Origin of the sequence: Fodinicurvata halophila, from assembly GCF_042651425.1 — a bacterium.
Taxonomy (GTDB): domain Bacteria; phylum Pseudomonadota; class Alphaproteobacteria; order Kiloniellales; family DSM-21159; genus Fodinicurvata; species Fodinicurvata halophila.
On the sequence record NZ_JBHSCW010000002.1, the window covers coordinates 107858 to 133837 of the forward strand.

Genomic DNA, 25980 nt, shown 5'->3' on the forward strand with positions numbered 1-25980 from the left:
AACCTCTCCACAGCGGCCATCATACCCGCTCCAGCTCGATGAGTGTGCCGAAGAAGTCCTTTGGGTGCAGGAACAGCACAGGCTTGCCATGAGCCCCGATCTTCGGTTCGCCATCGCCCAATACGCGAGCCCCCTGTTCCGTCAGATGCTCGCGTGCAGCATGGATGTCGTCGACTTCGTAACAGATATGGTGAATGCCGCCCGAGGGGGATTTCTGCAGGAAGTTCGCGATGGGCGACTCTTCGCCCAACGGATGCAGGAGCTCGATCTTGGTGTTGGGCAACTCCACGAACACGACCGTCACTCCATGATCGGGCTGCGCCAGGGGCTCTGACACCACTGCCCCCAGGGTATCGCGATAGCTGGCGGCCGCAGCCTCCAGGTCGGGGACTGCGATGGCAACATGATTCAGTCGGCCGATCATGCGGATATAAACCTCCGTTCCGGCGAATGCCCGTTTCGGCAAGGAAAGCGCATCCGGCAGCCTCAGTCCAGCCGGATCACCTGGACCTCGACAATCGGCTTCTTGCCAAGGGCTCGGGTCAGGGCCCGGCGCGCAGCGACACGCCCCGCCTCCCCGATGGCGTCGTCCTTCTTGCGGTCTTCGCGGCTGAGACGATGCAGCGCATCCTCCACGGCATCCAGGACATCGTCCTCGACCTCAGCTTCCTTCTCCATATCGAAAAGTGCATCGGCCGTCAGTACGGGATCGGCGGCAAGCTCGCCCTTGTCATCCACCACAAGGGTCAGGACGGCAGAGCCGTTGAAGACCATGCGCTTGCGCATGCGCAGCACCGGGCTGTCCAGATCCCGCAGGACAGACCCGTCCAGTACCAACCGGCCGCTGTGGACATTGTCGATTACCTCTGCCGGTCCCGGCACCAGGCGAATCATGGCTCCGTTGCGGGTGTCGATGACCTCGGGGACCTGACAGGCATGGGCAAGCTCCGCATGTGCCGCCAGATGGCGTGGCTCGCCATGGACCGGAATGGCCACACGCGGACGGACCCACTGGTACATCTGCGACAGTTCCCCGCGACAGGGATGGCCGGAGACGTGAATGTCGCGCTTGATGTCGGCGGTGATCAGATGGATGCCTCGATCGGACAGCAGGTTGTAGAGTGCCAGGATCGCCTTCTCGTTCCCCGGAATCACCCGCGAGGAAAAAACGACACTGTCTCCCTCCTGCAGTTCCACATCCGGGTGATCGCCATTGGCGATGCGCCAGAGCGCGGCCCGCGGCTCTCCCTGGGAGCCGGTACAGAGCAGGAGGACCTCCTCGCGCGGCAGGTAGTCGATATCCCGTACATCGATGAGCGGGGGCATGTCCTGCAGATAGCCGGCCTCGCGGGCCGAGGCGATGATTCGGTGCATGGAACGCCCGACCAGGGCCACGCGTCGCCCGTGGGTCTCGGCGACACGCATAACGGTTTCCAGGCGCGCCACATTGCTGGCGAAACAGGCCACCGCCACACGCCCCTTCAACCCGGCAAGCTCGCGCTCCAGGGCCGCGCGCACATCCAGTTCCGAACCGGAATCCCCCTCCACCATGGCATTCGTGGAATCGCAGATCATGGCCTGGACATTCTCGTCGGCCAGCGAAATCAAACGCTGCTTGTCATAATCATCCCCGACCAGGGGGTCGGGATCCAGCTTCCAGTCCCCGGTATGCAGGACAGTGCCGCAGGACGAGCGCAGGATCACCGCATTGGGTTCCGGTATGGAATGTGTCAGGGTCACCAGCTCGACCTCGAAGGGCCCCACACGGAACTGCCCGGATAGGGGAACCTCAATGATGTCCGGCACGTCCGTCGCCTTGTCGTCCGCGAACTTGCGGCGCAGCAGGGCGGCCGTGAAAGGGGTAGCATAGACCGGGCAGCGCAGCTTGGGCCAGATATAGCTGACGGCTCCGATATGATCCTCGTGCGCATGCGTGAGCACGAGTCCGGCCAAGCGGTCCGCCCGTTCGACGATGAAGTCCGGATCGGGCATGACCATCTCGATTCCGGGCAGCTCATGTTCACCGAACGCCACGCCCAGGTCGATCATCAACCACTGTCCGGCATGACCATAGAGGTTCATGTTCATGCCGATCTCACCCGTGCCACCCAGCGGCAAGAAGAGCAGTTCATCGTCGCCCGGCGTGTGAATCCCCGGTGCGGTCTTGCGTTTCCTGGTCACGCTGATGCCTTCCTGTAAGCCTCGTAGAGCAGACGCAGACCGATCACGGTCAGGTCCCTGTTGACGTGATGAATGGAGTCCGTCGTTTCGTGGAACAAAGGTGCCAGGCCGCCCGTACCAATCACGGTGTGCTGGATTTCCTTCTCCTGCTGGATACGGGAGACGAGCCCCTCGATCAGCCCGATATACCCCCAGAAGACGCCCGATTGCATTGCCGAGACGGTATCGTCCCCGATTACGGCCTCGGGCTTCTCCACGGCGATGCGCGGCAGACGCGCCGCGGCATTGTAGAGGGCGTCCATGGACAGGTTGATACCGGGGGCGATGATGCCGCCGCTGTAGCCACCGTCCGGATCGATCATGTCGAAGGTGGTGGCCGTGCCGAAGTCCACCACGATCAGCGATCCGCCATAGAGCTCGTGCGCGGCCACGGCGTTGGCGAGCCGGTCAGCCCCGACCTGTTCCGGTCGCGCAATCCGGATGGGGATGTTGTAGCCGGCCACTGCCTCTTCCACGGACAGTGGAATGCAGTCGAAATAGCCAGTGATCAGGCGCCTCAGTTCGCGCGTTGCCGCCGGCACCACGTTGGAAATGATGCAGCCGTCGATATCGGCTGGCGTGACGCCTTTCAGCATCATCAACTGCGTCAGCCAGACGGCATATTCGTCGGCCGTGCGCCTGGAATCCGACGAACAGCGCCACTGGGCAATCAGCTCCTCCCCATCGAAAAGAGCGAAGACGGCGTTGGTATTCCCGGAATCGATCGCCAGAAGCATGGATTATCCTGAAGGAAAGACATCTCCGCTGGAGATGCGACGGCGGGTGCCATCGTCAAGTGTCAGCAAAAGATAGCCATTCGGGTCGATATCCTCGAAGACACCAGCCAGCGTTTCCGAAGGCAGGCGCAGCTCGATGCGCTCGCCCTTGCGTTCGGCATGCTGCAGCCAGCGACTGCGCACTGACGCGAAGCCGTTATCCAGCCAGCGACTGGTCCATGCCAGCATGTGACGGCCGAAGGCTTCCAGAAGTTCGATGTCATCCACCTGGCCGGCTCCCTCGTCATGCAGGCAGGTGGCCCGGTAGGGCGTATCCAAAGGCGCGCTGACGATATTAACCCCGCATCCGAGGATAAGATGGTCGATTCCGCCGCCGGTCAGCGAACGCGATTCCAGAAGGATCCCGGCAACCTTGCCGTGATTCAGCAGCACATCGTTCGGCCACTTGTAGGTCACGTTGACCGGCGGCGAGACGGCCCCGATGGCATCGCCTATGGCAAGTGCCGCCACGAATCCCAACTGCACGGCTTCCGAGGGCTCGCATTCAGGCCGCAGCACCAGCGAGAGGTAGAGGTTGCCCGGCGGACTGGTCCATTCGCGTCCCTGCCGCCCGCGTCCTGTCGTCTGCTCGCGGGCCCAGATCAGGGTACCGTCTTCGGCTCCCGTTTCGGCCAGACGTCGCGCCTCGTCCATGGTCGAGTTCACGGACTCGTGCTGAACCAGCCTGTAAGCGGGGGGAAGCCGTACTGGCCTGTCCTCGCGCGGTTCCATCATGATCCGGCCGGGAAGAAGGATTCGGCCGCCGCCGTTGCGCTATCGAGAATGGGGGATGGCATCACGAAGAACAGCATCACGATGATTCCCGTTGCCGTCAGGACCACGGCCATCTCGCGGCCGATCGGCTGGTCGAAAGCCTCCGAGGGCTCGTCGAAATACATCACCTTGACGATACGCAGGTAATAGAAGGCCGCGACCACGCTGGTCAGGACACCGACGACAGCCAGGATATAGAGGCCTGATTCAACAGCCGCCAGGAAGACGTAGAACTTGCCGAAGAAGCCCGCCATCGGCGGAATGCCGGCCATGGAGAACATGAAGATCGCCAGCGCCAGGGCAATCAGCGGGTTGGTGCGGCTCAGCCCCTTCAGGTCGTCGATGCGTTCCACCATCCGGTCGTTCACCCGCATGCAGAGGATAACCGCGAAGGTCCCGACATTCATGAAGAGGTAGATGGCCATATAGACCGCAACGGCCCGGATACCCTCGGGCGTGCCCGCGGCCAGACCGACCAACGCATAGCCCATGTTGCCGATGGAACTGTAGGCCATCAGGCGCTTGATGTTGGTCTGGTTGATGGCCGCCAGGGCGCCCACGATCATGGACGCGATGGAGATGAAGACGATGATCTGCTGCCACTGCTCCACCAGGTCGCCGAAGGGTCCCATGAGAATCCGCACGAAGAGCGCAATGGCGGCAATCTTGGGGGCAACGGCGAAGAAGGCCGTGATGGCCGTCGGCGCGCCTTCGTAGACGTCCGGCGTCCACATGTGGAAGGGTACGGCGGACACCTTGAAGGCCATGCCTGCAGCCAGGAAGACAAGCCCCACGAGCAGGCCCAGGGAAACCTCGCCGCCCTCGGCAAAGAGGTCGGCCAGAGCCACGAAATCGGTGGTGCCCGAGAAGCCGTAGATCATGGAGAGGCCGTAGAGCAGCATGCCCGAGGACAAGGCGCCCAGCACAAAGTACTTCAGGCCGGCTTCGGAGGAACGCAGGGTATCGCGACGGATCGCGGCCACCACATAGAGCGCCAGGCTCTGCAGCTCCACGGCCATGTAGAGCGCGATCAGGTCGTTGGCCGAGATCATCATCAGCATGCCGACGGTGGCAAACAGCAGCAGCACCGGCAACTCGAAGCGCGCCATCTGTTCGCGCTCAATATAGCGCTGGGCCATGACCATGGTGAGCGCCGCCCCGATCAGCACCAGCATCTTCATGAAATCGCCGAAGCCGTCGTTCGCGAACAGGCCGTTGAAGGCCGAGGTGTGCCGGGTGGGCCCCATGAGCAGCAGGCCCAGGGTCACGATGATGGCACTGACCGCCAGGGTCATGACCAGGCGCGACGAGCCCTCGCCGCGGAACACACCGACCATCAGAAGGGCGATGGCACTACAGGCCAGGAAGATCTCCGGCAGAGCTGTCAGAATGTCGCTTCCGATATTCACGGTCCGTGCCCCCTAGCGCGTGATCAGGTTCCAGGCGAAGGAGGAGGAGCCCCCCTCGCCGAGCGCCAGCTGATAGTTTTCGATAAGGTTCTCCACAGAGGCGGACATCACGTCCAGGATCGGCATGGGATAAACCCCGAAGAAGATGGCCAGGATAATGAGAGGCGCAAAGACCGCTTTTTCCCGCCAACTGATGTCCATCAGGCCCTTGAGATCATCCTTTGTCAGTTGGCCGAAGATGACCCGGCGATAGAGCACCAGCATGTACATCGCTCCCAGCACCATGCCACTGGCGACCAGCAGGCCCAGCCAGGTGGACAGCTGGAAGGTCCCCACGATCACCAGGAACTCGCCCACGAACCCGCTGGTTCCGGGCAGGCCCACCGAGGCCAGCATGAAGACCATGAAGACCAGGGCATAGCGCGGCATCCTGCTGGCCAGGCCGCCATAGCGCGCGATCTCGCGCGTGTGCACCCGGTCATAGACCACGCCGACGCAGAGGAACAAGGCGGCCGAGACGATGCCGTGGCTGAGCATCTGGTAGATGGCCCCCTCCATGCCCTGCTGGTTCAGGGTGAAGATTCCCGCCGTCACATAACCCATGTGGGCGATGGAGGAATAGGCGATCAGCTTCTTCATGTCCTCCTGTGCCAGGGCCACGAAGGACGTGTAGATGATGGCGATCACCGACAGCGCGAAGATCAGCGGCGCGAAGAATTCGGTGGCCTGCGGCAGCATCGGCACGGAGAAGCGCAGGAAGCCATAGGCGCCCATCTTCAACAGCACGCCCGCCAGGATGACGGAGCCCGCGGTCGGCGCCTCGACGTGGGCGTCCGGCAGCCAGGTGTGAACCGGCCACATGGGCACCTTCACGGCGAAGGACGCCAGGAAGGCCAGCCAGAGCCAGATCTGCAGGGACGGATCGAAACCGTACTCCATCAACGTCGGGATATCGGTGGTCCCGGAGGTAAAGTACATCGTCAGGACGGCCAGCAGCATCAGCACGGAGCCGGCCAGGGTGAAGAGGAAGAACTTGAAGGCCGCGTAGACGCGACGCGCTCCGCCCCATACGCCGATGATCAGGAACATCGGGATCAGCACGCCCTCGAAGAAGATATAGAAGGCGACGAAGTTCAGGGCGCAGAACATGCCCACCATCAGGGTTTCCAGCACCAGGAAGGCGATCATGTATTCCTTGACCCGGCTCTGGATGGTCTCCCAGCTGGCCAGCACGCACAGCGGCGTCAGCAGCGTGGACAGCAGGACGAAGGGCATGGAAATACCGTCCACGCCCATGTGATAGGTCACACCCAGTGAGGGAATCCATTCGGCCTGTTCCACGAACTGGAACTCGGCCGTGCCGCGCTCGAACCCGAACCAGATGAACAGCGACAGCACGAAGGTGATCAGCGACGTCCAGAGCGCGACATAGCGGGCATTGCGCGCGACGACGGCATCATCTCCGCGCGCGGCGAAAATGAAGGCAGCGCCCACCAGCGGCAGGAAGGTTACCAGGGAGAGGAGGGGCCAGGAACTCATCATTGGTCGTTCACCGCACTGCCACGAAGATATACCAGGAAATCAGCAGAACGACGCCGATCAGCATGGCAAAGGCGTAGTGATAGAGATAGCCGCTCTGCAATCGGCTGACCCGACGGGAGAGGGTTTGGGTCACGGCCGACAGGCCGTCCGGCCCGAACCCGTCGATCACGGCGCCGTCACCGCCCTTCCAGAGCCCGCGCCCCAGCCAGACCGCCGGGCGTACGAAGATCGCGTCGTACAGCTCGTCGAAGTACCACTTGTTGAGCGAGAACAGATAGAAGGGCTCGGCCTGCCGGGCAAACTCGGCCGGCAGCTCCGGACGGCGAATGTACATGTACCAGGCCAGCCACAGGCCCAGCAGGGTCATGACCATGGGTGAGGCCTTGACCCAGAAAGGCACGTGGTGGGCATCCTCGATGATGTTGCTCAGGACCAGCAGGGAGTTGCCCCAGAAGGCTTCGCGTCCATCGCCCACGAAGGTCCCATAGAAGACAGCGCCCGCCAGCACGGAGCCCAGGGCCAGCACATAGAGCGGCCAGAGCATTACCCGCGGCGATTCATGTGCATGCTCGAAGGTGTGATGATCGGCCCGTGTCTCGCCGTGGAAGGTCAGGAACAGCAGACGGAAGGAATAGACCGAGGTCAGGAAGGCCGCGACCACGCCCATTATAAAGGCAAAACCCCCGGCGCTGCTCTGTGCTGCATAGGCCGCCTCGATCACCATGTCCTTGGAATAGAAGCCGGCAAACCCGGTGACGCCCGGAATCCCGAAACCGACCAGGGCCAGTGTGCCGATCCACATGAGCGCATAGGTGACGGGGATCTTCTTGTAGAGCCCGCCCATCTTGCGCATGTCCTGCTCGTGATGCATGGCGTGGATCACCGAGCCCGCCCCCAGGAACAGCAGGGCCTTGAAGAAGGCGTGGGTCATCAGGTGGAACATCGCCGCGCTGTAGGCCGACACGCCGATGGCAAAGAACATGTAGCCGAGCTGCGAGCAGGTGGAATAGGCGATCACCCGCTTGATATCGTTCTGGGTCAGTCCGACAGTCGCCGCAAAGAGCGCCGTCGCGCCTCCGACATAGGCGACCACATCCAGCGCGAGCGGCGCATATTCGAACATCGGCGAGAGACGACAGAGCATGAAAATGCCAGCCGTCACCATGGTAGCCGCATGGATCAGGGCCGAGACCGGAGTCGGGCCCTCCATGGCATCCGGCAGCCAGGTGTGCAGCCCCAACTGGGCCGACTTGCCCATGGCGCCCACGAACAGCAGCAGGCAGATGGCCGTCAGCGCGTTGGCTTCCATGCCGAAGATGTTGATCGTGGTCTCCGCCATCCCCTCGACCTGCGGAAAGACCGCATCGAACTGCACCGCGCCGAACAACAGGAAGGCTCCGGCAATACCCAGGGCAAAGCCGACGTCGCCCACGCGATTGACCAGGAAGGCCTTGATGGCGGCGGCATTGGCGCTGGGCTTCTCGTACCAGAAGCCGATCAGCAGGTAGGACGCCAGGCCGACACCCTCCCAGCCGAAGAACATCTGCACGAAGTTGTCGGCGCTCACCAGCATCAGCATGAAGAAGCTGAACAGCGACAGGTAGGCCATGAAGCGTGGGATCGACTTGTCGTCCGACATGTAGCCGACCGAATAGATGTGCACGACGCTGGATACGATCGTGACCACGCAGAACATGATGGCCGTCAGGGTATCGACCCGCAGGGCCCAGGAGAGCTCGAAGGTCCCGGAATCGATCCAGGTGAACAGCTCCGTCGTGTAGGCATTGCCCCCCAGAGCCACGTCGAAGAAGACGACAATGGACAACAGGCCGGCGAGCACCATGGGAATGCAGGTAACGAGCTGTGCTCCCCTGTCCCCCAGAGTACGCCCGAAGAAACCGGCCAGAATCGCGCCGATCAGCGGCAGAAATACAATGGCGACGTCCATGGCGTCCGCCTATCCCTTCATCGTGTTGATGTCTTCGACCGCGATGGAGCCGCGGTTGCGGAAATAGACGACCAGGATCGCCAGGCCAATCGCCGCTTCGGCAGCCGCGACTGTCAGGATGAACAGCGCGAAGACCTGTCCGACCAGATCGTTCAGGAAGGTGGAAAATGCCACCAGGTTGATGTTCACCGCCAGCAGCATGAGCTCCAGCGACATCAGGATGACGATGACGTTCTTGCGGTTCAGGAAGATCCCGAAGACCCCCAGCGTGAAGAGGATCGCCGCCAGGGTCAGGTAGTGTCCGAGTCCGATTTCCAGCATCACACGCCACTCCCGCTGGGAACGTCCTTGACCTCGATGGCGTCCTCCGTCCGGCGCGATATCTGCTGCGAGACCGACTGCTTGCGGACGCCTTCGCGACTGCGCAGGGTCAGCACGATGGCCCCGATCATGGCGATCAGCAGGATCAGGCCCGCCGCCTGGAACAGATAGACATAGCGATCATAGAGCACCGCGCCGAGCGCGGCCGTATTGGTCATCTCCTCAGGGGGCGCAATGGGAATCTGCGCCACGCTCTGGGCCTCGGGCACGCTGACCCAGGCCCCAGCGACCATGGCCAGCTCGATCAGCAGAATCAGACCAACCAGGGCCCCGACAGGAAGGTACTGCAGGACGCCATGCTTCGCCTGAGCCACATCCACATCCAGCATCATGACGACGAAGAGGAAGAGCACCGCCACGGCACCCACATAGACCACGACCAGGATCATGGCCAGGAACTCGGCCCCGAGCAGCACGAAAAGGCCGGCCGCGTTGAAGAACGCCAGGATCAGGAAGAGCACCGAATGAACCGGGTTCCGGGCCGAAATCACCATGACGGCCGACGCCACCACGATGGCGGCAAAGAGATAGAAGGCCAGCGCCTGGACTACCATTGGGCTCTCCCTTCCTGCTTGCGACCAGTGATCGGCACGTCTGTTCCCCTCTCAACACTCTCAAGCACGCGAACCCGCAGGTTCGAGTTCGCGGCGTGATCTGCCCCCTTAGCGGTAAGGCGCATCCAATGCAATGTTCTGGGCGATCTCGTATTCCCAGCGGTCCCCGTTCGCCAGCAGCTTCTCCTTGTTGTAGAAAAGCTCCTCGCGCGTTTCAGTGGAAAACTCGAAATTCGGCCCCTCGACGATGGCATCCACGGGGCAGGCCTCCTGGCAATAGCCGCAGTAGATGCACTTCGTCATGTCGATGTCGTAGCGCGTGGTGCGGCGGCTGCCGTCCTCACGCGGTTCCGCCTCGATGGTAATGGCCAGCGCCGGGCAGATTGCCTCGCACAGCTTGCAGGCAATACAGCGTTCCTCGCCGTTGGGATAACGCCTGAGCGCATGCTCGCCCCGAAAGCGCGGGCTCAGAGGCCCTTTCTCGTAAGGGTAATTCAGGGTCACCTTGGGCCTGAACATGTAGCGCAGGGTCATCCACAGCCCTGACAGGAGTTCCATCAGAAGCAGGCTGCGTGCTGTGCGGTCGACGAACGCCATCTTCGTCACTTACCTTTCTCACTCACGATGGTCACACCCCCCGCGAAAGCGATGCGCCCGGATCCCCGGCGAAAACCTGGCGACACCATAGCCGCCAGAGCTGTCGAGACAAGGCCCCTTTGCCTCGGTTCCATGGTCATCGACCTCCTCACCGCGGCAGCCAGTCGAAGGTCACCAGCACCCCCGCCGTCAGGACCAGCCAGACCAGCGTGAAGGGCAGGAAGACCTTCCACCCCAGCCGCATCAGCTGGTCGTAGCGATAGCGCGGGAAGGTCGCGCGAACCCAGAGGAAACAGAACAGCACCAGGGCCACCTTGAGCGCGAACCAGATCGGGCCCGGTATCCAGGTGAGCGGCACGATGTCCAGCGGCGGCAGCCAGCCCCCCAGGAAGAGAATGGTCGTCATCGCGCTCATGAGGATCATGTTGGCGTATTCGCCCAGGAAGAAGAGCGCGAAGCTCATCGCCGAATACTCGACGAAATAGCCGGCCACAAGTTCCGACTCCCCTTCCGGCAGGTCGAACGGCGCCCGGTTGGTTTCCGCCAGGGTTGAGATGAAGAAGATCACGAACATGGGCAACAGGGGAATGGCGAACCACACGGTCTCCTGGGCGAGGACAATATCCGTGAGGTTCAGCGAGCCCACGCAGAGCAGCACCGTGATGATGACGAAGCCCATGGAGACCTCGTAGCTCACCATCTGGGCGGCCGAGCGCAGGGCGCCCAGGAAGGGATACTTCGAATTGGAAGCCCAGCCGGCCATGATCACGCCGTAGACCCCCATCGAGGAAATCGCGAAGAGGAACAGGATCCCGACATTGATGTCGGCAATCGCCCAGCCCTCGTTCACCGGAATCACGGACCAGGCCACCATGGCCAGGCTGAAGGTCAGAATCGGAGCCAGGAGGAAGACCACGCGATTGGCGCCGGCCGGCAGGATCGTTTCCTTGAACAACAGCTTGGCGCCATCCGCCAGCGGCTGCAGAAGACCGAAGGCACCCACGATGTTGGGGCCCTGGCGCAGCTGGATGGCACCGATCACCTTGCGTTCCGCATAGGTCAGGTAGGCCACCGCCACCAGCAGCGGAACCACGATTGCCAGGATCTGCGCGAGGATGATCCCCACGGGCAGCGCGTAACCTGTCAAGAACTCTTCCACGTCTGTCTTCCCCTGTCGCCTTTCGTCGTCCCGATGGCTGCTGCTGTTCCGTTAGCCTGCCGTGGCCGCGGCCTTGTCCTGCTTCGGCAGAATGAAGGCCTCGGTGCACTCGGCCATGGTCTTGGAGGCCCGGCTGATCGGATCGGTCATGTAGAAGTTGTCGATAGGGAGGACAAAGGGCGCGCTGTCGGGCTTGCCCCGGCCTCCGAAGCCCGACCACTTCTCGGGTGTGACCTGATCCACCGCCGCGAAGACGGGATTGGTCTCGATCATGCGCTGGCGCACCTCGCCCAGGTTATCGTAAGGCAGGGTCTCGCCCACGATCTCGGAAAGTGCCCGCAGAATCGTCCAGTCCTCCCGCGCATCTCCCGGTGGGAAAACGGACAGGCGGCCCAGCTGGACGCGCCCTTCCGTGTTCACGTAGGTGGCATTCTTCTCGGTATAGGCCGCCCCCGGCAGAATCACGTCGGCCCTGTGCGCCCCGGCATCGCCATGATGGCCCTGATAGACCACGAAAGCATTGCCCAGGCGTTTCATGTCGATCTCGTCGGCGCCGTGCAGCCAGACCAGATCAATTTCACCGGCCTCACAGCCCTGCAGAATGCCCTCCAGGTCGCGCCCGCCCTCCTGCGGCAGGAAACCCAGATCCAGCCCGCCGACGCGCGAGGCCGCACGCTGCAGGACGTTGAAACCGTTCCAGTCCTCGGGAGCCTCCTTGCCGACGGCCCCGACCGCCTCGGCCAGGCGGCGGATCGTGCCCAGCAGGGCCTCACCATCGGGTCGCGCAAAGACCGCCGAACCGGCGATGACCATGGGGCGCTCGGCCTGCTTCAGGACCTCGGCAAACTCGCTCTTGCCCTCGGCCAGCTCCTTAAGGCTGTCAGGGCCGGCCCCCAGGTACTGGGTCTCGTAGGTCAGGTCCACGGGTTCCCCGATCACGCCTACCGGCATGGCGGTCTGCAGGAAGCGCTTGCGCAGGCGGGCATTGATCATCGCCGCTTCCCAGCGCGGGTTGCTGCCGATGATCAGGACGGCGTCCGCCTGCTCGATCCCGGCAATGCTGGTATTGAAGACATAGCTGGCGCGCGGTCCGCCTCCGATGCGGCTGCCGTCCTGGCGGCAATCCAGGTTGGGCACGCCCAGGCCGGTCATGAAGTCCTTGAGCGCCAGCATGGATTCGGCATCGCAGAGATCGCCGGCGATGGCGGCCATTCGTTCCGGAGACGTCCCCTTCAGACGGCTCTGTATGGCCGAGAAAGCCTGTTCCCAGCGGGCCGGCTTCAGTTTTCCGTCCTCGCCGCGCACATAGGGGCGATCCAGACGCTGACGCGCAAGCCCGTCGCAGGCATGCCGGGTCTTGTCGTTGATCCACTCCTCGTTGATGTCCTCGTGCAGCCGCGGCAGGACACGCATGACCCGGCCGCTGCGCGAGTCCACCCGGATGTTGGAGCCGACGGCATCCATCACATCCACGGACATGGTCTTCTTCAGCTCCCACGGGCGCGCTGCGAACTGATAGGGCGCCGAGGTCAGGGCGCCCACAGGGCATATATCCACCAGGTTGCCCGAAAGTTCGGAATCGATGGCCTTTTCCAGAGTCGTGATCTCGGCGTCCTCGCCGCGGTTGAGCATGCCCATTTCCTCGACGCCGGCAACCTCGGTGGCGAAGCGCACGCAGCGCGTGCACTGGATGCAGCGCGTCATGATCGTCTTGATCAGGGGCCCCATGTATTTCTCGGGTACCGCGCGCTTGTTCTCCTCGTAGCGACTACGGTCATAGCCATAGGCCATGGCCTGGTCCTGCAGGTCGCATTCGCCGCCCTGGTCGCAGATCGGGCAATCCAGGGGATGGTTGATCAGCAGGAACTCCATCACGCCCTTGCGGGCCTTCTCCACCTTTTCGCTGTCTGTGTGGATCACCATGCCGTCGCCCGCCGGCATGGCGCAGGAGGCGATCGGCTTCGGCGCTTTCTCCATCTCGACCAGGCACATGCGGCAATTGCCCGCAATGCTCAGGCGCTCGTGGTAGCAGAAGCGCGGAATCTCAAACCCGGCCAATTCGCAGGCCTGCAGCACCGTGACGCCTGCGGGCACTTCGATTTCGCGACCATTGATGGTCAGCTTAGGCATATCGACCCTTCTCCCAACCTGCTTTGCAACCCGGCGCTATTCTGCAGCGACCGCGCTGTTCTTCGCATACTCGTTGATCCGGCGCTCGATTTCCGGGCGGAAATGCCGGACCAGCCCCTGAATCGGCCAGGCCGCGGCATCCCCGAGCGCACAGATCGTGTGGCCCTCGACCTGGTAGGTCACGTCCAGCAGGCTGTCGATCTCCTCGACCGTGGCCTGCCCCTTGGCCATGCGCTTCATCACGCGATACATCCAGCCCGTCCCCTCGCGGCAGGGCGTGCACTGACCGCAGGATTCATGCATGTAGAAGTGTGAGAAGCGCCCGATGGCGCGCACGATATCCACCGACTTGTCCATGACGATCACCGCCGCGGTGCCCAGTCCGGTCTGCGCCTCGCGCAGGGAATCGAAGTCCATCAGCACGGAATCGCAGGTCGGCTTGGGAATGCAGGGCACGGACGACCCGCCCGGCACGACGGCCTGCAGATTGTCCCAGCCGCCGGTGACACCACCGGCATGCTTTTCGATCAGCTCCTTCAGCGGGATCCCGAGTTCTTCCTCGACATTGCAGGGCTTGTTCACGTTGCCCGAAATGGAAAAGATCTTGGTGCCGGTATTCTTGGGGCGCCCCAGACTGGTCCACCACTCTGTGCCGCGACGCAGAATCGTCGGCACCACGGCAATGGTCTCGACGTTGTTGACCGTGGAGGGGCAGCCGTAAAGCCCCACCGCCGCCGGGAAGGGCGGCTTCAGGCGCGGCTGACCCTTCTTACCCTCGAGCGATTCCAGCAGCGCGGTCTCCTCGCCGCAGATATAGGCCCCGGCGCCGCGCGTCACCTCGATATCGAAATCCCAATCGGAGCCGCAGGCGTTCTTGCCCAGCAGGCCGGCCTCACGCGCTTCAGCGATCGCGGCCTCCAGGCGCTGCAAGGGCTCCCAGTATTCGCCACGGATGTAGATGTGCGCCGTGTTGGCGCCCATGGCGACGCCCGAAACCACACAGCCTTCCAGCAGCATGTGCGGGTCGTTGCGCATGATCTCCCGGTCCTTGCAGGAACCGGGCTCGGATTCGTCGGCGTTGACCACCAGGTAGTGCGGGCGCCCATCGTTCTCCTTGGGCATGAAGGACCACTTCATGCCGGCCGGGAAACCGGCCCCGCCGCGGCCGCGCAACTCGGATTCCTTGATCAGCTCCAGCAGCTTCTCGCGGCCCAGCGCGATCAGGTCCTTGGTGTTGTCCCAGGTGCCGCGCTTGCGCGCGCCTTCCAGGCTCCAGTCCTGGTGTCCGTAAAGATTGAGAAAGACGCGATCCTTGTCCTGGAGCATCAGGTATTCCCTCGGCTATCGGGCTGGATTTCGGTCAACGTGGTCGGGCCGCCTTCCGGTTCCGAAGACAGGCGTCCTGTCTGGGAGCCCGGCTTCGGTGACTTTCCGGCGCGCAGTTCCTCGACGATCTCCGCCGCGCGCTCGGGCGTCAGATCCTCGAAATAATCCCCTTCGTTGAGCTGGAACATGGGCGCATTGCAGCAGGCGCCCAGGCACTCCACCTCGCTGACGGTGAACAGGCCGTCCTCGCTGGTCTCGCCAAGCTTGGAGACGCCCGCCGCATTCATGCAGGATTTCACGATGTCGTCGGAGCCGCGGACCCAGCATGTGGTCGTGCGACAGACCTGAATGTGATGCCGTCCGATCGGTTCGGTATAGAACATGGTGTAGAAGCTGACGACTTCGTGCACCCGGATCGGCGCCATGTCGAGGAACCAAGCGACGTACTCGATGGCGGGAACGCTCAGCCAGCCGCCGTTCTGGTCCTGCGCCAGATAGAGCAGCCACATCACGGCACTGGCCTGCCGGCCTTCCGGATAGCGCGCAATGTAGCTCTTCGCCCGCTCGAGGTTCTCGGGGGTGAACTCGAAATCCGTCTCGGGCACCTCGTAGCTGGTTACCTTCATCGATCGACCTCTCCGAAAACGATATCCATGGACCCCAGGATCGCCACGGAATCCGCCAGCATGTGCCCGCGGCACATGAAATCCATGGCCGAGAGATGAACAAAGCCCGGTGCCCGCAGCTTGCAGCGATAGGGCCTGTTGGTGCCATCCGAGACCAGGTAGACCGCAAACTCGCCCTTGGGCGCCTCGACGGCAGCATAGGTTTCGCCAGGCGGCACGTGATAGCCCTCGGTATAGAGCTTGAAGTGATGAATCAACGCTTCCATCGAGCGTTTCATCTCGCCCCGGCGCGGCGGCGTGATCTTCTGGTTCTCCACCATGACCGGCCCTTCCGGCAGCTTGTCGAGGCACTGCAGGACGATCTTCACCGACTGGCGCATCTCCTCCATGCGCACGAGATAGCGGTCGAAGCAGTCGCCGTTCTTGCCCACGGGAATCTGGAAGTCCAGCTGGTCGTAGACCTCGTAGGGCTGCGCGCGGCGCAGGTCCCAGGGTATGCCCGATCCGCGCAACATGGGGCCGGAAAAGCCCCAGTCCTGGGCCTCTTCGGCGGAGACAACGCCGATATCGACGGTGCGCTGGCGATAGATGCGGTTGTTGTTGAGCAGGCCTTCGTAATCGTCGATCAGCTTCGGAAAGTCCTCGCAGAACTCGCGGATATCGTCCACCAGCCCGGCCGGCAGGTCCTGGTGCACGCCGCCCGGGCGGAAATAGGCCGCATGCAGACGCGCGCCACACACCCGTTCATAGAACTCCATGATCTTCTCGCGCTCTTCGAACCCCCAGAGCATCGGTGTCATGGCGCCCACGTCCAGCGCGAAGGTGGAGATATTGAGCAGGTGGTTTGCAATGCGGGTCAGTTCGCTGAAGATCACCCGGATATACTGCGCTCTCAACGGCACTTCGATGCCCAGCAGCCTTTCCACGCCCAGCGCAAAGGCATGCTCCTGGTTCATCGGACTGACGTAGTCCAGGCGGTCGAAATAGGGAATCGCCTGAAGATAGGTCTTGTATTCGATCAGTTTCTCTGTGCCGCGATGCAGCAGACCGATATGCGGGTCGGCGCGCTCGATCACCTCGCCATCCATTTCCAGCACCAGACGCAGGACGCCGTGCGCCGCCGGATGTTGCGGTCCGAAGTTCAAGGTGAGCGGTTTGATATGTGCTTCGGCCATCAGGCTTTGCTCTCCTGCGTCGCGTCATCGGCATCCGCCTTCTCGTCACCGGGCAGATGCAACATGCCCTCCCAGGGAGAGACGAAATCGAAGTTGCGGAACTCCTGGACCAGGTTGACCGGCTCGTAGACCACGCGTTTCTGGTCCTCGTCGTAGCGCACCTCCACATAGCCTGTCAGCGGGAAATCCTTGCGCAGGGGATGCCCCTCGAAGCCGTAGTCGGTCATGATGCGCCTGAGGTCGGGGTGATCCGAGAAGAAGACCCCGAAAAGGTCCCAGACCTCGCGCTCGAACCAGATGGCGGAGCTGTAGATCTCGCAAACCGTGGGAACGGGTGTGTCCTCGGCGGCCGGCACCTTCACGCGGATGCGCAGGTTGTGCTTGAGAGACAGCAGGTTATAGACAACCTCGAAGCGCTCGGGCCGATCCGGATAATCCACGGCCGTCACGTCCATCAGTTGCTTGAACTGGGCATTGGGATCGTCCCGCAGAACGGTCATGACCTTGAGCAGGCTCTCACGGTACGTCCAGATGATCAGCTCGTCGCACACCGTCTCCGTCTCGAAGATGTCGCCGGGCAGTGACGAGGTCAGATGTTCGCTGAGATCTTTTAGCGTTGGGTTCATCTCTCCACCGATTCGGAAACGAGAAAGCAGTTAGCGCTCGATGACGGCCTGTCTCTTGATTTTCTTCTGCAGCTGCAGAATGCCGTAGAGCAGTGCCTCCGCCGTCGGCGGACAGCCGGGCACGTAAATGTCGACCGGCACGACACGGTCACAGCCGCGGACCACGGCATAGGAATAATGGTAATAGCCGCCGCCATTGGCGCAGGAGCCCATGGAGATCACCCAGCGCGGCTCGGCCATCTGGTCGTAGACCTTGCGCAGTGCCGGCGCCATCTTGTTGGTCAGCGTGCCGGCCACGATCATGACGTCCGACTGGCGCGGGCTGGGGCGGAAAACAGCCCCGTAGCGGTCCATGTCATAACGGCTGGCCGCTGTATGCATCATCTCGATGGCGCAACAGGCCAGCCCGAAGGTCATCGGCCAGAGCGACCCAGACTGTGCCCAGCCCGCCAGCTTGTCCAACTGGGCCACGACAAAGCCCTTGTGCTGAATCTCGTCGCCGACCTCGCGCAGAACGGCTTCCTGGTCTGCACCGGGGTCGAGCGGCGTCTGCCTGAACGTGCTTTCGCTCACTCCCATTCCAGTGCTCCTTTCTTCCACTCATATATAAATCCAATGGTCAACAAGCCAAGGAAGACCATCATCGACCAGAAACCGAACACGCCCAGCTCCCCGAGCGAAACCGCCCAGGGGAAGAGGAAGGCGACCTCGAGGTCGAAGATAATGAAGAGGATGGCAACCAGATAGAAGCGCACATCGAACTTGCTGCGCGCATCGTCGAAGGCCTCGAAGCCGCACTCGTAGGCCGAAACCTTCTCGGTATCGGGGCGCTGACGGGCCACGAGATAGGACGCAATGATCATCACGGTGGCCAGCCCCAAGGCCAGGCCCATGAAGATCAGGATCGGCAGGTATTCCGCCAAAAGCTCGTTCATCGCTCGATCGCTCTCTGACCTCTGCGGTGGCGCCCGTCGGAACCTCCTCTGGAGCAGGCAGGCTCCCGAAAGCGCCCCGCAGCCTTTGCTTGCCACTGCTGTTCTTGGCTTCCAGGCCGTTCCCTCAAGAAACCGCCCGGGCGTTTTCGCGGCGGACTATAGGCCGATCGGCCTGACGGGAAAAGCAAGAAACGACCGGCCCGCCCAACTCGCGCGCACCGGGATGCCCGAAACCAGGACACAGCTTGAGTGGTGCCCCGGTTACCACAGTCCGGCCGGGTTGCAAAACAGCAAAGAGAATGTCGGGAATGCAATGGGATGGCGGGAGTGACGGGACTTGAACCCGCGGCCTCCGGCGTGACAGGCCGGCGCTCTGACCAACTGAGCTACACCCCCTCGCTTTCACGGAGCCGGGCAGGCCAGCATTTCCGTGACGGGAGCGATGACTTACTCCACCGATCTGGGGAGTGTCAAGCAGCCCTGCGCTTCTTCCCGCGTTTTTCTTTCAACTCCTTGCCCGGCTTGGCCCAGCGTCGTTTCAGACAGAGCCACTCACCCGGGTTTTCACGGATCCAGCGCTCGAAGACCGCGTTCACGTTCCGGGTCATCTCCAGTGCCCGAGTGTCAGTGTCCTGCGCCTGCGAGGACGCCGACACCGGCGGTTCGATGATCACGCGGTAGCGTGCGGTTCCCGTACGCAGAATACGCACCGGAACCAGGTCTGTCCCGGTGCGCAGAGCCAGGCGGGCCGGCGCCGTTGTCGTCAGTGCATTGCGCTCGAAGAAGGGAACATGCTCGCCTTCGTCGACACGCTGGTCCATCAACAGGCCGAGGGCCTCCCCGGCGGCAAGGTCCCGCAACAGAACCCGGATGCCACCATGCTTTTCCACCAGCTTCATACCCAGGCGCTGGCGCCAGTTCTGGACCATGGCATCCACCAGCGGGTTGCTCTGCGGGGTATAGACCACGGTCAGGGATCGTCCCATTGCGGGCATCAGGCCGCCCAGGACTTCCCAGTTACCGAGATGCGCCGTGAAGAAGACGGCCGCCGCCCCCTTCCGATCCAGCTCCTCCAGATAGGCATGGTTCTCGATCTCGACCCGCGGGTCTGACGACGAAATGTCGCAGATCCTGCCCAGGTGCGGGAATTCGGCCAGTACGGCCCAGAGATTGCCCCAGCTCTTGCGGATCAAGCGCGTGATTTCTCGCTCGTCCGCTTCCGGAAAGGCGATGCGATAGTTTGCCCGCATATACCGACTGTCTCCCAGGCGCGAGACGACCCTGCGCCCGAACCAGCGCCCCATGGCCGAGGCCAGGTCGACCGGCAGCAGACGGGCCAGTGCCCAGAAAAGCAGCATGAAGACGGCCTCGATACTCCATATGCTGTAGCTGACGGGCGCCGACTGACGTATCGCCTTGCGAAGGCGGTGGAGTCTGCGGGAGAGGCGGCGAGATTTCCGGCGCAAGGCTCGGCTTCCTGCTAGGGGCGAACAGTGAACACTCCGGCCCTGTCTGTGCACGGAACACAGGCGGCAATGCCGGGGCGGGCAAGACATAATCCACGCCAGCGGATTTGAAAACCTTCAAGCGACTCCGGAAGACCGATCACAAATGGTTTCAATAGCCGTTTTGCGGCAAAGCAAAGCTTGCCGCAAAAGCAGCTTTTCATTACTTTTCCACAGTGCAAGGCGCGTGAATCACGACAATTTTCAAGAATAGAGGTCTGGTGTGGCTGTGAAGCTCGGTCCCTGGTCGGGGCGGAAATATTTCCTGAACAAGATGACCCTGCGGGACCTGGTGGGTGCCTACTTCACCCACCATGCCATCATGGCCTACCTGATCCTGGCTGTAGGCTGCATCGCCTATGTCGTTCTCAACCCGGCGAATATCTGGGGCCCCGCGCTTGCAGCTGCCCTGATTGTGCCGCTCTATCCGTTGGTCTGGTACCTGCTGCATCGCTATGTGCTGCATGGACGCTGGCTTTATCGTATGCCGCAAACGGCCGCCCTGTGGAAACGCGTCCACTTCGATCATCATCAGGATCCCAATGACCTGGGCGTCCTTTTCGGTGCGCTCTACACTACGCTGCCGACCATCCTGCTGGTCACCATTCCGCTCGGCTGGGCGATCGCCGGGCCCAGTGGTGCAGCCGCAGCCGTGGCCTCTGGACTGCTCACCACCTGCTTCTACGAATTCTGCCACTGCATCCAGCACCTCCCCTTCCAACCGCGCTGGACCTGGCTGAAGCGCATGAAGAAGCTGCACCTGGCACATCACTTCCATAACGAGCAGGGCAACTACGGTATCACCAACTTTGCAGTAGACCGCGTGCTCGGCACCTACTACAGCCACCCGCGCGAAAAGCCGCGCAGCCCAACGGTCTTCAATCTCGGCTACACGGACGAGGAAGCCTCCCGCTATCCTTGGGTGGCAGCGCTTTCGGACGACCGCCAACAGCCGGGGGCCATGCGCCCGGCCCGCAACCGCTGAGCCTGCCAGTCCGTCTTGATGAAGCACCAGAAAGCGCCGGAAAGGCCGTTATCGAGAGTCGAGATTCATCCGGTCAGCAGCCGGCGTGACCTGGAGGACTTCATTGAGGTTCCCTGGGCCATCTACCGAGACGATCCCAACTGGATACCGCCGCTGAAGCTGGAACGGCGTCTCCACCTCTCAAAAGACAAGAATCCCTATTTCGAGCACGCCGAAGCGGCTTTCTGGACGGCGTGGCGGGATGGCAGGCCGGTCGGCCGCATCTCCGCCCAGGTGGATCGGGCCTGGCTCGAGGTCCATGGCGATGCCACCGGGCATTTCGGCTTCCTGGAGGGCCTGGAGGACCCGGAGATATTCCGCAGTCTGCTGCATACAGCAGAGGACTGGGTGCGCGAACGCGGCATGACCCGTATCACTGGCCCCTACAGCCTGTCGGTCAACGACGAGTGCGGCCTGCTGGTCGACGGCTTCGACACGCCGCCGGCCCTGATGATGGGCCACGCTCGCCCTTATTATGGGCCTTCCGTGGAACAGGCCGGTTATGGCAAGGCGATGGACCTGCTGGCCTATTCGATGGATGTGGCCGACCCGCTGTCCCCCAGGGCACAAAAGCTCGTCGACAAGATGATGGACGACCCCAAACTCAAGCTTCGTCCTTTGGATATGAAGCGCTATGAGGAAGACCTGCATCTCATCGTCGACATCTTCAATGACGCCTGGTCGCAGAACTGGGGCTTCGTTCCCATGACCGAAGGCGAAATCCGGAATCTGGCAAAAAGCATCAAGCCGATCATCGAGCCCGAGTTCGTCTGCATTGCAGAATACGATGGAGAGCCTGCTGCCATGACCGTGACCTTGCCGGACGTCCATCGCATGGCAGCGGACCTGAACGGCAAACTTCTGCCCTTCGGCTGGGCCAAACTGCTCTGGCGTCTGAAATGCGGGCAATGCGACAGTGGCCGGCTGCCGCTCCTGGGCGTACGCAGGAAATTCCAGAGCTCGAGCCAAGGGGCAGCACTTGCCCTGGGTGTGATCAACAGGGTCTATAGCTATCACCGGCAGCATGGTAAAAGGCACGCGGAACTGTCCTGGGTCCTCGAAACCAACAGGCCGATCCAGCGCATGATCGAAATGGTCGGCGGTGTCGCCTACAAGACCTACAGGATCTACGAGAAGGACCTGGCGTGACCCACGGTAAAGCGGCTTTCACCGCCCTTGTCCTGGCCGGACAGCGGCCGGGGATGGACCCTCTGGCCCGGCATTGTGGTATGGACCTGAAATGCATGGTTCCTGTTGCCGGTCTTCCCATGCTCCAGAGGGTGGTCACGACGCTGGACAGGAACGATGCCATCCAGCGCATCTTCGTCAGCCTGCCCGCCCCCTCGGCGCTCGATGACCTGGAGGCACTGGCACCGCTACGGCAAAACGGGCGCCTCCAGGCGGTGCAGAGTGCCAGCAGTCCCAGTGCCAGCGTGGCAGAGTTCTGCAAGACCCATTGGCAGGCCGGCGAACCCCTCCTGGTCACCACGGCCGATCATGTCCTGCTGAATGATGAAATACTTGGACTGTTCCTTGACCAGGCTCGCAAGAACGGGGGCGACATCGCTGCCGGCCTGACACCTTCTGCGCCCCTGAAAGCCGCCTATCCCACCTCGAAACGGACCTATCTGCATTTTCGCGATGAAGCGTACAGCGGCGCCAACCTCTTTGCCCTGCTGACTCCGCGTGCCCAATCGGCTGTGGCGTTCTGGCAGGGTGTGGAGCAGGATCGCAAGAAGCCATGGCGCATAGCACGGCGTGTCGGCATGAAGGCCCTGATCGCCTATCTTGCACGGCGTCTGACCCTCGAGGAGGCCATGCAGGCGCTTTCGAAAGCGGCCGGAGCTGAGGCAAGAGCCGTCATCCTGCCGATCGCGGAAGCCGCCATCGATGTGGACAAGCCGGAAGATCTGACCCTTGTCGAGACGATCCTGGCCGAGCAGGCCGCAAACACCTGAGTCGCGGACGGCTGAGGTCAGAAAGGAACCTTGCATTACTTGTACAGATTGGCGCATATATCCGACATCCACCTTCCACCGCTGCCGAAACCCCGGCTGCGGGAGTTGATGAACAAACGCTTGCTGGGGTGGCTGTCCTGGCAGAAGCGCCGACGCCATATTCACCGGCTCGAAGTCCTGGATCGGCTGCTCGAGGACCTTGGGGACCAGGCTCCCGATCATGTCGCCGTCACCGGCGATCTCGTGAACCTTTCCCTGCCTGACGAGTTCACGGCCGCCGCGCGTTGGCTCCAAGCCGTCGGGCCTGGCGATCAAGTCAGTGTCGTCCCCGGAAATCATGATGCCTATGTCCCTCTGGATCACAGCCAAGGGCGGGCAGAGTGGGACCCCTACATGACCTCGGACGCGAGCGGACTGGCCGGCTTCCCCTACCTGCGCCGGCGCGGCCCCCTGGCGCTCATCGGTCTTTCGACGGCAGTGGCCACGGCTCCCGGCCTTGCCAGCGGGGAACTGGGCGAGACCCAATGCCGGGCCCTTGAAGAGCTGCTGCAGGACAACCGGGACAGGGCCCGCGTGGTCCTGCTCCACCACAGCCCCCTGCCCGGCGTCAGCAAGGCACGGAAGGCTCTGCGCGATGCCGTGCGTTTGCGCGAGATCCTGCAGCAACAGGGGGCGGAACTGGTCCTGCACGGACACGAGCACCGCGTCATCGCCGGGCAGCTTGAAGGTCCGGGTCAACCTGTCCCCGTGATCGGCGCTCCCTCGGCCTCCGCTCTGCCCAGCGGACGCAGGCCAGGGGCCCAGTATTACATCTACGGGGTCGAGCAGACGGAGGCGGGCTGGAGGGTCACCGTGGAGACCCGTGGCTATCAGCCGCACGAAGGGCGCTTCATTGCTGTTTCCAACGCACCAGCTATACTCGGTGCCCTGTCTGGATAATCCGGTGGCGTAATGCCCATTTTCGACCGTTACATACTACGGCAGATCTTCCCGCCGCTGGCCTTCACCCTGCTGATCGCATTGCTGGTCCTCCTGGTGGAACGGATGCTGCGCGTCCTGGATTCCGTCCTCGGATCCCAGGGCACGATGCAGGTGGTCTTCGAGCTCCTGGCCTATCTTGTCCCGCATTACCTGGGCCTGGCGCTTCCCATGGCTCTGTTCCTTGGAATCTATTTTGCCTTTCGCCGACTCAGCCGCGAAAGCGAGATGGATGCCATGCTTGCCTCCGGGACAGGTCTGCACCAGCTCCTACGCCCCGTTCTGCTCGCGGCCGGCTTGATGACCCTCGTTGCCGCACTGCTTTTCAACACGCTGCAGCCGCACAGCCGCTATGCCTATCGTTCCGTGCTGTCCTCGGTCCAGAACATGTCCATCGAAGCCCTGATTCAGCCCGGGGTCTTCGTCAGCAACGAGAACACCACGCTGATGGTCGAGGAAATCTCATCGGACCGCAGGCAGTTCAGGCGCATTTTCATCCACGAGGAAGACAAGCAGGCCGACGAGGCTGCCACGATCACGGCACGGGAAGGAATCCTGACGGAGACCGATGATGACAGCCCACCCTTCGCACAGCTCTTCAACGGCGTGCGTTTGACGACTTCGGTGGATCCGACAGAGGCCGAGGGCCCGCGCGAACCGGAATCGGGAGAGGAGCGCAGTGACGGTCTGCTGCGGTTCGAGGAAATGCAGACACGTCTGGGCGAGGATGCCTACGACGCCGTCCAGCCGCGCGGCGAGGACGAACGCGAATACACGATTCCCGAGCTCTGGGCCCTCAAGGACAGTCCGCCGGAGGGCATAGAGCGCTCCCGGTTGCTCGCCGAGATGAACGAACGGCTGGTTCGCATCGTTTCCGTTCTGGTTCTGCCCTTCGTGGCCATTCCCCTCGCCCTCAGCAACCGGCGCAGCCAGCGCTCTTCCGGGGTCGCTGTGGGCGTTGTCACGCTGCTGGCCTTCAACGAGGCACTGCAGCAAGGCGTGCGCATGGTGCGGCGAGAGCAGCTGGAGCCTTTCCTGGGGATCTGGGGCCCCCTGATCATCTTCTTCACTGGATCCATGATTCTCTTCCTCACCACGGCCTTTCGCGTCCCCCGGTATCAGGGCACCGGAATCATTGATCGGGTGACCACGGCCTTCGGAGCCTTGATGGAGAAACGACGCGCACGCAGGAGTGCGTCATGAGAACCCTCGACCGCTACATGACGCGCCTGTTCCTGTTGCGCTTCCTGCTGATCCTGCTGGCGGGCTCGGTATTCATCCTGACGCTCGATATCATGGAGGTTTCCAACGATATCGCGGAGATCGAGGCCGATAGCGAATTGAGCGCAACCCTGCAGTACGCGCTTTGGCGCTTTCCCTCTTTTCTCTCTCAGCTGCTGCCCATTGCCACCTTGCTGGCTGCGCTTCTGATGTTCGCCGAGATGCAGCGCAGCAGGGAACTGGTCTCGCTCTGGAACAGTGGCATCTCTCCCATTCGACTCATGCGCGGCCTGCTGCCGGTAGGCTGCCTGCTGGCAGCGATGCAGTTCACCCTGGATGACCAGATCCTGCCCGAGACAACCGTCCAGCTGAGGGAATGGCAGGTCGGCGAATTCAGCGAAGCGACCGACCTCGCCGGCAGTGATGGCCAGGTCTGGCTGCGCAGCGGCAGCGACTATCTGCGCATCTCGCAGGAAAGCCTGGGCGACGAGAACCTGAAGGACCTGACCCTCTTCCGTCGCGACGACCGGGGCCTGCTCTACGAGCGCCTCGATGCGGAATCGGCACAGAGAACGTCCAACGGATGGCTGCTGCGCGAGGTGACACGCCAAGGGGAAGCCCAGACTGCCCCCGAGACACTGCCGGTCTATCTCTGGGATGGCAGCATCGAGCCCGAGGGTCTGCAATTGCTGGCCCGACCGCCGCGGGAGCTCTCACTCGCCCAGCTGGCCGAACTGATCAGCCACGACAGCTATGGCCAGCGCTCGCCCCAGGTTTACCAGACCTGGATCCACGCACGCGTGACCCAGAGCCTCACGCCCATCCTGCTGCTTCTTCTGGCCGTCGCCTGGGGACAGGACTACAGGCGCTCCGGCACACTGACACGCCTGATGGTGGGAGGGGTCGCCATCGGCTTCAGTTTCTTCGTGCTCAACGGAACCTCTGTCGCGCTCAGCGAAGTCGGAGCCATGCCCAGCTGGATGGGGGCCTGGGCCCCCTTCACTGCCATGACCTGCCTGATCGCCTATCTGGTCGTGCGCAGAGAGGCTTCGGAGCCCATACAGCTGCGCTCAACACAGGAAACCACGGCCGATGCAACTTGACCCGCAGCGATAC

25 protein-coding genes and 1 tRNA gene are annotated in these 25980 nt (G+C 62.5%); 6 read left to right on the plus strand and 20 right to left on the minus strand.

The window, feature by feature from the left end:
* Positions 1–19: 19 nt before the first annotated feature.
* The 20 genes from mce to ACFOW6_RS04410 form a co-directional block, all read right to left on the minus strand.
* Entirely contained in the window at positions 20–424 is a 405-nt protein-coding gene (gene mce, locus ACFOW6_RS04315) for a methylmalonyl-CoA epimerase (RefSeq protein ID WP_382421110.1), read from the minus strand.
* Positions 425–486: 62 nt separating this feature from the next.
* Positions 487–2181, minus strand: a complete 1695-nt coding sequence (locus ACFOW6_RS04320; RefSeq protein ID WP_382421111.1) for a ribonuclease J — start codon at positions 2179–2181, stop codon at positions 487–489.
* Entirely contained in the window at positions 2178–2957 is a 780-nt protein-coding gene (locus ACFOW6_RS04325; RefSeq protein WP_382421112.1) for a type III pantothenate kinase, read from the minus strand. The genes ACFOW6_RS04320 and ACFOW6_RS04325 overlap by 4 nt, the downstream gene beginning before the upstream one ends.
* 3 nt (positions 2958–2960) lie before the next feature.
* Positions 2961–3731: a biotin--[acetyl-CoA-carboxylase] ligase gene (locus ACFOW6_RS04330; RefSeq protein WP_382421113.1), complete on the minus strand. Its 771-nt coding sequence runs from the start codon at positions 3729–3731 to the stop codon at positions 2961–2963.
* The gene (gene nuoN / locus ACFOW6_RS04335) at positions 3728–5179 is read right to left on the minus strand and encodes an NADH-quinone oxidoreductase subunit NuoN (protein ID WP_382421114.1); all 1452 of its coding nucleotides are present in this window, start codon (positions 5177–5179) and stop codon (positions 3728–3730) included. Before nuoN ends, ACFOW6_RS04330 begins: the two co-directional genes overlap by 4 nt.
* 12 nt (positions 5180–5191) lie before the next feature.
* The gene (locus tag ACFOW6_RS04340; RefSeq protein ID WP_382421193.1) at positions 5192–6718 is read right to left on the minus strand and encodes an NADH-quinone oxidoreductase subunit M; all 1527 of its coding nucleotides are present in this window, start codon (positions 6716–6718) and stop codon (positions 5192–5194) included.
* A 10-nt stretch (positions 6719–6728) separates the two neighbouring features.
* Entirely contained in the window at positions 6729–8669 is a 1941-nt protein-coding gene (nuoL, locus tag ACFOW6_RS04345) for an NADH-quinone oxidoreductase subunit L (RefSeq protein WP_382421115.1), read from the minus strand.
* Between the two features lie 9 nt (positions 8670–8678).
* A complete protein-coding gene (nuoK, locus tag ACFOW6_RS04350) occupies positions 8679–8987 on the minus strand; it encodes an NADH-quinone oxidoreductase subunit NuoK (protein ID WP_382421194.1) in 309 nt (102 codons plus the stop codon).
* Positions 8988–8989: 2 nt separating this feature from the next.
* Positions 8990–9604: an NADH-quinone oxidoreductase subunit J gene (locus ACFOW6_RS04355; protein ID WP_382421116.1), complete on the minus strand. Its 615-nt coding sequence runs from the start codon at positions 9602–9604 to the stop codon at positions 8990–8992.
* 108 nt (positions 9605–9712) lie between these two features.
* The gene (gene nuoI / locus ACFOW6_RS04360) at positions 9713–10201 is read right to left on the minus strand and encodes an NADH-quinone oxidoreductase subunit NuoI (RefSeq protein WP_382421195.1); all 489 of its coding nucleotides are present in this window, start codon (positions 10199–10201) and stop codon (positions 9713–9715) included.
* A gap of 148 nt (positions 10202–10349) precedes the next feature.
* Positions 10350–11360 carry an NADH-quinone oxidoreductase subunit NuoH gene (nuoH, locus tag ACFOW6_RS04365; RefSeq protein ID WP_382421117.1) on the minus strand — a complete coding sequence of 337 codons (1011 nt, stop codon included), beginning with the start codon at positions 11358–11360 and terminating at the stop codon, positions 10350–10352.
* Between the two features lie 51 nt (positions 11361–11411).
* Complete coding sequence (gene nuoG, locus ACFOW6_RS04370) at positions 11412–13490, minus strand: NADH-quinone oxidoreductase subunit NuoG (RefSeq protein WP_382421118.1); 2079 nt, start codon at positions 13488–13490, stop codon at positions 11412–11414.
* A 36-nt stretch (positions 13491–13526) separates the two neighbouring features.
* The gene (nuoF, locus tag ACFOW6_RS04375; protein ID WP_382421119.1) at positions 13527–14816 is read right to left on the minus strand and encodes an NADH-quinone oxidoreductase subunit NuoF; all 1290 of its coding nucleotides are present in this window, start codon (positions 14814–14816) and stop codon (positions 13527–13529) included.
* Entirely contained in the window at positions 14816–15442 is a 627-nt protein-coding gene (gene nuoE, locus ACFOW6_RS04380) for an NADH-quinone oxidoreductase subunit NuoE (protein WP_382421120.1), read from the minus strand. The genes nuoF and nuoE overlap by 1 nt, the downstream gene beginning before the upstream one ends.
* Positions 15439–16617, minus strand: a complete 1179-nt coding sequence (locus tag ACFOW6_RS04385) for an NADH-quinone oxidoreductase subunit D (RefSeq protein WP_382421121.1) — start codon at positions 16615–16617, stop codon at positions 15439–15441. Before ACFOW6_RS04385 ends, nuoE begins: the two co-directional genes overlap by 4 nt.
* Positions 16617–17243, minus strand: coding sequence for an NADH-quinone oxidoreductase subunit C (locus ACFOW6_RS04390; RefSeq protein ID WP_382421122.1), 627 nt, complete (start codon positions 17241–17243; stop codon positions 16617–16619). Before ACFOW6_RS04390 ends, ACFOW6_RS04385 begins: the two co-directional genes overlap by 1 nt.
* A gap of 30 nt (positions 17244–17273) precedes the next feature.
* The gene (locus ACFOW6_RS04395) at positions 17274–17822 is read right to left on the minus strand and encodes a NuoB/complex I 20 kDa subunit family protein (RefSeq protein WP_382421123.1); all 549 of its coding nucleotides are present in this window, start codon (positions 17820–17822) and stop codon (positions 17274–17276) included.
* Positions 17813–18178: an NADH-quinone oxidoreductase subunit A gene (locus tag ACFOW6_RS04400; protein ID WP_382421124.1), complete on the minus strand. Its 366-nt coding sequence runs from the start codon at positions 18176–18178 to the stop codon at positions 17813–17815. The genes ACFOW6_RS04395 and ACFOW6_RS04400 overlap by 10 nt, the downstream gene beginning before the upstream one ends.
* A gap of 319 nt (positions 18179–18497) precedes the next feature.
* Positions 18498–18574, minus strand: a tRNA-Asp gene (locus ACFOW6_RS04405).
* A 74-nt stretch (positions 18575–18648) separates the two neighbouring features.
* The gene (locus ACFOW6_RS04410) at positions 18649–19644 is read right to left on the minus strand and encodes a lysophospholipid acyltransferase family protein (RefSeq protein WP_382421125.1); all 996 of its coding nucleotides are present in this window, start codon (positions 19642–19644) and stop codon (positions 18649–18651) included.
* 262 nt (positions 19645–19906) lie between these two features.
* On the opposite strand from ACFOW6_RS04410, the gene ACFOW6_RS04415 reads away from it, so the two are divergent.
* The 6 genes from ACFOW6_RS04415 to ACFOW6_RS04440 are packed head-to-tail and all read left to right on the plus strand — an operon-like array spanning position 19907 to position 25967.
* A complete protein-coding gene (locus tag ACFOW6_RS04415) occupies positions 19907–20668 on the plus strand; it encodes a sterol desaturase family protein (RefSeq protein WP_449267350.1) in 762 nt (253 codons plus the stop codon).
* A gap of 18 nt (positions 20669–20686) precedes the next feature.
* Positions 20687–21856: a dATP pyrophosphohydrolase gene (locus ACFOW6_RS04420; protein WP_382421126.1), complete on the plus strand. Its 1170-nt coding sequence runs from the start codon at positions 20687–20689 to the stop codon at positions 21854–21856.
* Positions 21853–22665: an NTP transferase domain-containing protein gene (locus ACFOW6_RS04425; RefSeq protein WP_382421127.1), complete on the plus strand. Its 813-nt coding sequence runs from the start codon at positions 21853–21855 to the stop codon at positions 22663–22665. The genes ACFOW6_RS04420 and ACFOW6_RS04425 overlap by 4 nt, the downstream gene beginning before the upstream one ends.
* Before the next feature lie 48 nt (positions 22666–22713).
* Complete coding sequence (locus ACFOW6_RS04430) at positions 22714–23604, plus strand: metallophosphoesterase family protein (protein WP_382421197.1); 891 nt, start codon at positions 22714–22716, stop codon at positions 23602–23604.
* 12 nt (positions 23605–23616) lie between these two features.
* Positions 23617–24846, plus strand: a complete 1230-nt coding sequence (gene lptF, locus ACFOW6_RS04435; protein WP_382421128.1) for an LPS export ABC transporter permease LptF — start codon at positions 23617–23619, stop codon at positions 24844–24846.
* The gene (locus tag ACFOW6_RS04440) at positions 24843–25967 is read left to right on the plus strand and encodes an LptF/LptG family permease (protein WP_382421129.1); all 1125 of its coding nucleotides are present in this window, start codon (positions 24843–24845) and stop codon (positions 25965–25967) included. Before lptF ends, ACFOW6_RS04440 begins: the two co-directional genes overlap by 4 nt.
* Positions 25968–25980: the final 13 nt, after the last annotated feature.